We start from the raw sequence: 6,948 nt of genomic DNA on the forward strand, positions 1-6,948 counted from the left end.
CCAATTTTCCCAATGCCAATCGTTCGCGATCGCGACTTTAATACTCAATTCATTCGAGTTCATCAAGCCATAGAACGCTCCACCTCTATGCTCGAACAACAGACATTAACCTTAGATTTGCTAGCACAATTGATTTTGCGCTATGCCGAAAATCCACCCGATCTCGACAAATTAGGCCTAGAAATTCAGCCTGTCCATCGCGTTCGAGACTATTTAGAAGAACATGCCGATCGAGAAATATCATTAGAGCAATTGTCTCAGCTTGCAAACTTGAGTCCATTTCATCTCAATCGCTCGTTTAGCAAAACCTTTGGAATGCCGCCGCACGCTTATCAAATTCAAATGCGAATTTTGCAGGCAAAACGGCTACTGAGGAAGGAGCATTCGATCGAGAGTGTCGCTATTAAAACTGGATTTGTCAGTCAAAGTCACTTTAGCTCCCACTTCAAGCGGCTCGTTTGCGTTACGCCGAAGCAATACATCCAAGACAGCAAGAACGTGATAAGTTTCAATATTTAGAAGGTTAAATTCGATCGTGAGCTATGATTCTTGGCGATCGATCGGGAATGATGTTTCGATTTGTGAAAATTTCACGGGGGTTTCTCTGGAAAGTTGAGTTCAAAATCTAGATATTTTGCCAGCCTCTCGCATTGACAAATAGAGAAAGGTGTTTGGGGTTGCTAGTAGCCATGATTGAGGGATATTCATCACTACCAATGAGGATAGATTGAGCGGCTAAAATCACATCTCCATCAAGAGCTTTATTATCAGCGGTTGGTTTGCCTTGTTGCCTAACTTTTGCCCACAGTTGGGCGGCTTGGATCATTACTTCTGTAGTAATCGGTAAATATGTGAGCGCAGATTTCAGCTCATCGAGTCGGCGAATGCTCTTGATTTTGTTGACTCTGAGCAATTCTCGACGAATTTCATAATCGATGATTTCAGGGAGAACAACATGGAATTCTCTGTCGAGTAAGCTCTCTAACCATTGCTGACATTCAATTGCCAAAGGAGTTGCTTTGGGGTTGGTAATTAATCCAACTGGGGTGGAGTCCAGCAAAACAATTTGGGTCATTTAGGGATTAGATCGATGTTCTGGGGATGGAATTGATGATTTCTAGGGCTTGTTGCTGTTCTTCTCGATCGTCATCTGCGTTAAATTTGGCGAACAGATCGGAAATACTGGTTCTTTGAAGATCGAGGGAATTCGGGGTTCGATCGCGAATCCGATCGACGGCTTGTTGCCATTGCTGCTGAGAAGTGTTGGCTGGATTTGGCAGTGCAGCGTTGTGAGCCATTGCAGTCTCAATTTTTTGTTCTAGCTGTCTGAGGATTTTTGTTTGTTCGACTAAGGGGAGTCGATCGATCTGTTGTAAAATTTCTGCTACTACGGGACTCATGATTTTGCCTCGTTGCTGGGTACTTCTATTTTAGCTGCTGCGGTGGTTTTAGGCTTCGGTAAATCGATCGGTCGCACTCCAAATCGCCGCTACTAAGTTCTCTTTCTCTGGGGAGAGGGCATCAGCGACGTACCGAGCTACGATATGCGATTGACTCCATCATTCCAAGCTCTATAGAAATCTAAATAGGTCATTCTTTCAACACAGTAGATAGCTAGATCGAAGTATATTTTATAAATATCTCGTTTATCTTCATAAGCATTATCCCGCAGTCCTCTTACCATATGAGTTACAACATCACTAATAATTTCTTCATTGAGAATAATCTTTAGCCGCCTTGCTGCCCACCCAATAGCTTCTTTGTCATTAGTATGGAATAGTACGTTCCTGATAAATGAATAAATTTTGTCCCGATCGATATCGTAATATATCCACAAATTCCAGCCTGCTTCTTGAAGAACTCGCGCAGTCCAATTTTCATTAATTATTTTACTTAGCTTATTTTGGACGACAGTGCTATTTCCATCACCAACTTTTGAGAATCGATCGATAGCGTAAACCTTAGATTCTTCACCGTCCATCGCATCGAAATATAAAATTAATACATCGATAGCCTCTGAATTACCTGGATCTATTTCACCAAGACATTCGGCAAGATGACATTTTAAATGAGGATCTTCAATCTTGTTCATTATTTTAGTTAAAGCCATAATTGACTCTTGATTTCCAATTGCACAGTGCTTTAGGAATTCAGAAATCACAGCAAGTGTCTCGTTCTCTTTTTCAAGATCCAACATCATATTAAATGAAGTAATAACAGTTGGATCGTTTGTTGTTAACAATCCTAATATTTTAATAATTGACATCCTATCCTCTGGATTGCAATTATTTTGCAAAGTATCAACTAAAAAAGAAATAGCTGTTGTGTTAGTAGGATCGTTATTAAGCAAAATAACCGCAGCATTAAGCTTGAGTTCATCTTCAGCATCGCTCTCTAATATCTGATTGAGATTGCTTGCTGCTTCCAAGCTATCTGGTTTGATATAAATCAATTTCTCAGACAAAGATAGCCTTGCGCTGTCTTCTTCGACATTTTGCAATAGATTTTTTAAAATTTGGCAGCATTCATTATTAATATCAACTTTTTGAATAATATATGCAATTTGACGAGAATCATAACTATCGTCACATGCCAGTAAATTACTCATCAGAATTTGAATTACATTTTTATTGTCTATGTCAATCTTACCTAATTCTTTGGCAATCTTAAATTGCTCCTCCTCATCGGCATCAAGTAGGTATGAATTCAATGTGTTTATAACTTCTGATTTTCCTTTTCCTATTTCGCATAAGTATTCAATTGCTTTTTGTCGAACTTGTTTGTCTGTGTTACTCGTCAATTCAATCATTGCTTGAATGACTTCCCAATCGTTATATCCAATTTCTCGCAAACAACGAACAGCATCTCGACGGGTAGATTCATATGAGCTTGTATTAGCTAGTTTAGACAAGTATTTGATTAGGGATTGCCTATTAGTTTCTTCAAGGGCTGTTTTCACCAAATTATCGATAGTCATGGAGCTATGAAATGTAACTGTCAGCTCATTGTCAAGCTGAAATTCTGTATATCCAAAATACCAATTTACTATTTGCTTTATAATTGATTCTGCTTGACTATAACTTCCAAACTCCGCTATTCCCAATGCTGCCATTACAAAAGCTTTGTACTTGTATAATTCATCGCAAGCATCGTTAAATGTAATTAATAATGATAGTGCGTACTCCTTGTCTTTTCTGAGTATTTTGTCTTGACCTAGCCATAGCAAATAGACTTCTTTCCATCGTGATTCAAACACTCGGTAGCTTGCATCTGGATGATTGGGACTATCGGGGAAGTGGTTTAAAAAAAAGTGCCAATTATTTACACTTGTCGCGGCGAAATATTCCTGAAATGTCGGATGGTAAAAAGCATATACATCCTCCCCTGCTTCCTCTCCCACCACATTCAGCCAGCCCAAATTCTTCGCAGTAGGTAGTAAAGTATCCGATCGATCTGCCCATAACTCGCTGATTTCCGAAGTTGTAAAGCGAAACCGTCTGACTGCGCCATCATTAATCGGTTGTCGATTCAAACCCGCCTTTGCCAGTTCCCCCAGAGCTAGATCTAGTTCCTGTCTGAGTTTTACTTCGTCTTTAAACTCCGCCGCCTTCCAGTTATACAGATAATTCACAAACCCCCGATACAAATTAGCTTTTGTCTCTGGTAGAGCTTGGTTATCTTTTTCCCAAGACGCACACAATAGCGTCAACCGGAGCGGATTTTTTACCAAATCCTTAATCCGTTCCTTGCCTGGATCATCCAACTCAGTGCGAATCTGGGTAGCTACTGTTTCATTGTCGGCAAACCACTTGCCAATAAATTCTTTTACTTGGTCTTCACCCTTGCTCGTCTGATAACTATAGTCCAGCGTGCGATAGACATCAAAGCTATCGGTCAGAATATTACCACCCGCAGCAGTTTCCCACTGATTGATCCGACAAGTCATCACCACCCGCAAATTCTCCGCCCAAGCATCTCCCAAATCGCGATGAATCGCCGCCAAAGCATCGCCAGACATTTCATCCAAACCATCCAATAACAGCCACACACGCCCCTGCTGGCGCAATCCTTTCCAGTCTTCCCAAGCTGTATCAAAGTTGTCTTCGCAAACTTTTTGCAGCCATTCATCCTGAAGATATGCTTGCAGTCGGCGATCTCCGACATCGGCTAGCGATATCCACGCTACTACCAATGGTGCTGGCGGTTGTTGCTCCGGTTGCCCAATCAGCCATGCACCGATTTTAGTCAGGATGGTTGTCTTACCCGCACCAGGTTCGCCGATAATCGCGATATGTTTGCCCCCAGCAGGTTTTCCTACCACATCGGCGAGAAATGCCTCATGCTCGAAGCGTTTGGTTTCGGTGTATTCGGTTTGATATAGCTGGGAACCCTGTTCTGGCGATGGTTCCTCGTTTACCTTGGGGCGTTCTTTCCGCTCGATCAGTCTCAATGGTACGTGAATATCATCGAGATTGCGGTTGGATTTGTTGAGGAGGCGGTTTGTGGTGAGGTGCTTTTGGGCTTGGAGGAGTTGGCGCGATCGATCGAGCCAGTTGATTTGGGGTGTAGCTTGCTGGATTGGGAGTATGAGAGTGGGAATTGATAGATTATCGATCGAGTTTTTCTCTTGCTTACACAGCCAATTCCGCGATTCCTGTTGCAGATCTTTCTGTAATGCGATCGCTTTGTTATCTATCCCCTCTGGTACGCCAAATTTTTTGTATAAACTGCCCAAGCGTTTTTTCAAAGTACCCGCTGCATCTACATTTAGATTGAGCTTTACGAGTAAGTCTCGATCGTTGACCATCCCGTTAAAGGTTGGAAATTTAGTTTTCAGAGTTGTTTTTTGGATGATTGTCAGTTTTTTCTCAATGGCAATGAAATCGAGAAAATCTAACCAGTCACTATTCTCCATAAAACATTTACACCAAAATTTATACCAAAACTGATACCATTGGGGACTTTATCCAGCAAAGGTTTGAGCTTATTCTGGATTCATGGACAAAGAAGCCAGACGAAAACCGAAACAAACCGCACTGCGGAACAGTAAAAGTTTTCAATGGTTGTCCGCCTGACCGAATCTAAAAACGTTTCTCAATTGTAAATCACATGACAAAGAAAATTTTCTCGGCGGCATTCGCGGCTTACATGGCTAGCCCTTTAGTCATAGTGCCCACAGTTGCCCTTGGAAGAGCAATCGCAATTAGTACCGTTGCAGCTCCCGCACAGGCGAAGAATTTTATCAAGGTGAAAAACATTGCCAAAAAAGTTTGCGAACTGGGTGCTTGTTGGGCGATCGTCGAACGTGTTACGGAATATTTTACAACTTCCCAAGCTGTCCCAGAATTTCCCAACATGTTCTCTGGCAAAGGTTGTAACACTATCCGCACGGGTGTCAGTGCTGTGAAGATCGGCGAGACGCGCACTATCGAAGAAGTTGAATCCAACTAAATCATCAGCCCCACAATTAGCGTGGGGCAATTTTTTTGCCGATCGACCAATCCGAAACCACAATTGTCATCCGAGCTAATACATCCAAGACAGCAAGAACGTGATAAGTTTCGGTGTTTCAATTCGTTAGGCTGTAAACATATTCGCTCTCAACCAAGGTAGCTAGCGATGAATATGACTTCAGAGCAAAATACAGACGAGCAGATTTATTAGATGATTGAGAAAATAGATTTCGATCGCACCTTCAGCCATCACATGGCAGAGGTTAACGGCGTAAAATTACACTTCGTCAGCGGCGGTGCAGGTGAGCCAGTAGTCTTGCTACATGGTTTTCCGCAAACGTGGTACGAGTGGCACCGCATTATGCCCGCTCTCGCCGAACGCTACACTGTCATCGCGCCCGATTTGCGTGGCATGGGTGCTTCATCGAAACCAACGAGTGGATACGACCACCAAACCGTTGCCGAAGACATTTATCAACTCGCCCGTCACATCGGCTTGGCACAAATTTCGATCGTCGGGCATGATGTCGGCGCACCCGTTGGGTATGCGTATGCCGCCGCTCACCCTGATGATGTTCGTCGGTTAGTGATGATGGAAGGGGCACCGCAAACGGTGGAATCCGGCGGTTATTGGCACATGGGATTTCATGCCGAGCCAGACATTGCTGAGTCGCTAATCGTTGGGCGCGAGCGGATGTATCTTTCTTGGTTTTATCGAAACTTCGGCTATAACCAGGCTGCTTTTACTGAAGACGATCTTGACGAATATGTGCGGTGGTATTCGGCTGTCGGGGCGATGCGATCGGCACTCCAATATTACCGTTATACACAACAAAACTTTGCTCAAAATCAAGAAAGTAGCAAGCGAAAACTGACCATGCCTATTCTCGCGATCGGCGGCGAGCATAGTTTGGGGAGCTACGTCGAGGCAATGATGCAAGATTTCGCGTCCAACGTTCGCGGTAGCATCATTAAAGGTTCCGGTCACTGGATTGCGGAGGAACAGCCGGAAGAACTAACGCGCCAGCTTCTCGCTTTCTTGAGCGAATAAGGGCTTCAAAACCACAATTGAGGTAGATGATTTATCTATTTGGCTGCATAACCACTGTGTCTTCCTTGTAGAAAATATTTAAGGATACAAAATTAAAAATGAACAAGGCGAGTTTCTTCCAACGGTTTGCGGCCTGGTCGATCGATTGGGCAAAGCCCACGCTTCGCGAACGAGCCATTCTCTTTATTCTCTATTTTTTAGGATCGCTTCTCGTTGGAGTAGTCAGTGCAATCTATACCAAGAGCAGGATGGATGTACCTGACTTACTTTTATCTCTGGGCGTGGGTGTATTTATGCTTGTATCTATACTCGGTGACTTTTTGTATTTTGGTTATTTTTGGAGTCGTAAAGAGCAATCTATTGGTATGGGAATCATGAACATCAGAGTGGTTAAAACCGATGGTCATCCATTATCTTTTATCATCGCTGGTCTGCGTGGCTCAG

Annotated in this window: 7 protein-coding genes; 4 read left to right on the top strand and 3 right to left on the bottom strand. The window is 43.0% G+C overall.

The features are described 5' to 3' along the window. The coding region (locus RMO35_RS22685) for an AraC family transcriptional regulator (protein WP_309744592.1) at nucleotides 1–519 on the top strand (519 nt) is incomplete at its 5' end. A 106-nt stretch (nucleotides 520–625) separates the two neighbouring features. Here the strand turns inward: RMO35_RS22685 and RMO35_RS22690 are convergent. The 3 genes from RMO35_RS22690 to RMO35_RS22700 all read right to left on the bottom strand — a co-directional run bounded on the left by RMO35_RS22690 (nucleotide 626) and on the right by RMO35_RS22700 (nucleotide 4,915). Then, nucleotides 626–1,075: a PIN domain-containing protein gene (locus RMO35_RS22690; protein ID WP_309744594.1), complete on the bottom strand. Its 450-nt coding sequence runs from the start codon at nucleotides 1,073–1,075 to the stop codon at nucleotides 626–628. 7 nt (nucleotides 1,076–1,082) lie between these two features. After that, a complete protein-coding gene (locus RMO35_RS22695) occupies nucleotides 1,083–1,400 on the bottom strand; it encodes a hypothetical protein (RefSeq protein ID WP_309744596.1) in 318 nt (105 codons plus the stop codon). A 137-nt stretch (nucleotides 1,401–1,537) separates the two neighbouring features. Then, nucleotides 1,538–4,915: a HEAT repeat domain-containing protein gene (locus tag RMO35_RS22700; protein ID WP_309744598.1), complete on the bottom strand. Its 3,378-nt coding sequence runs from the start codon at nucleotides 4,913–4,915 to the stop codon at nucleotides 1,538–1,540. A 194-nt stretch (nucleotides 4,916–5,109) separates the two neighbouring features. Here RMO35_RS22700 and RMO35_RS22705 point away from each other — a divergent pair, with 194 nt between their 5' ends. The 3 genes from RMO35_RS22705 to RMO35_RS22715 form a co-directional block, all read left to right on the top strand. Continuing rightward, nucleotides 5,110–5,451, top strand: a complete 342-nt coding sequence (locus tag RMO35_RS22705; RefSeq protein ID WP_309744600.1) for a hypothetical protein — start codon at nucleotides 5,110–5,112, stop codon at nucleotides 5,449–5,451. A 213-nt stretch (nucleotides 5,452–5,664) separates the two neighbouring features. Further along, nucleotides 5,665–6,504: an alpha/beta hydrolase gene (locus tag RMO35_RS22710; protein ID WP_309744602.1), complete on the top strand. Its 840-nt coding sequence runs from the start codon at nucleotides 5,665–5,667 to the stop codon at nucleotides 6,502–6,504. A gap of 98 nt (nucleotides 6,505–6,602) precedes the next feature. After that, nucleotides 6,603–6,948: RDD family protein (locus tag RMO35_RS22715; RefSeq protein WP_309744604.1), on the top strand; the 346-nt coding region annotated here is incomplete at its 3' end.

This window comes from Chamaesiphon sp. OTE_20_metabat_361, assembly GCF_031364565.1.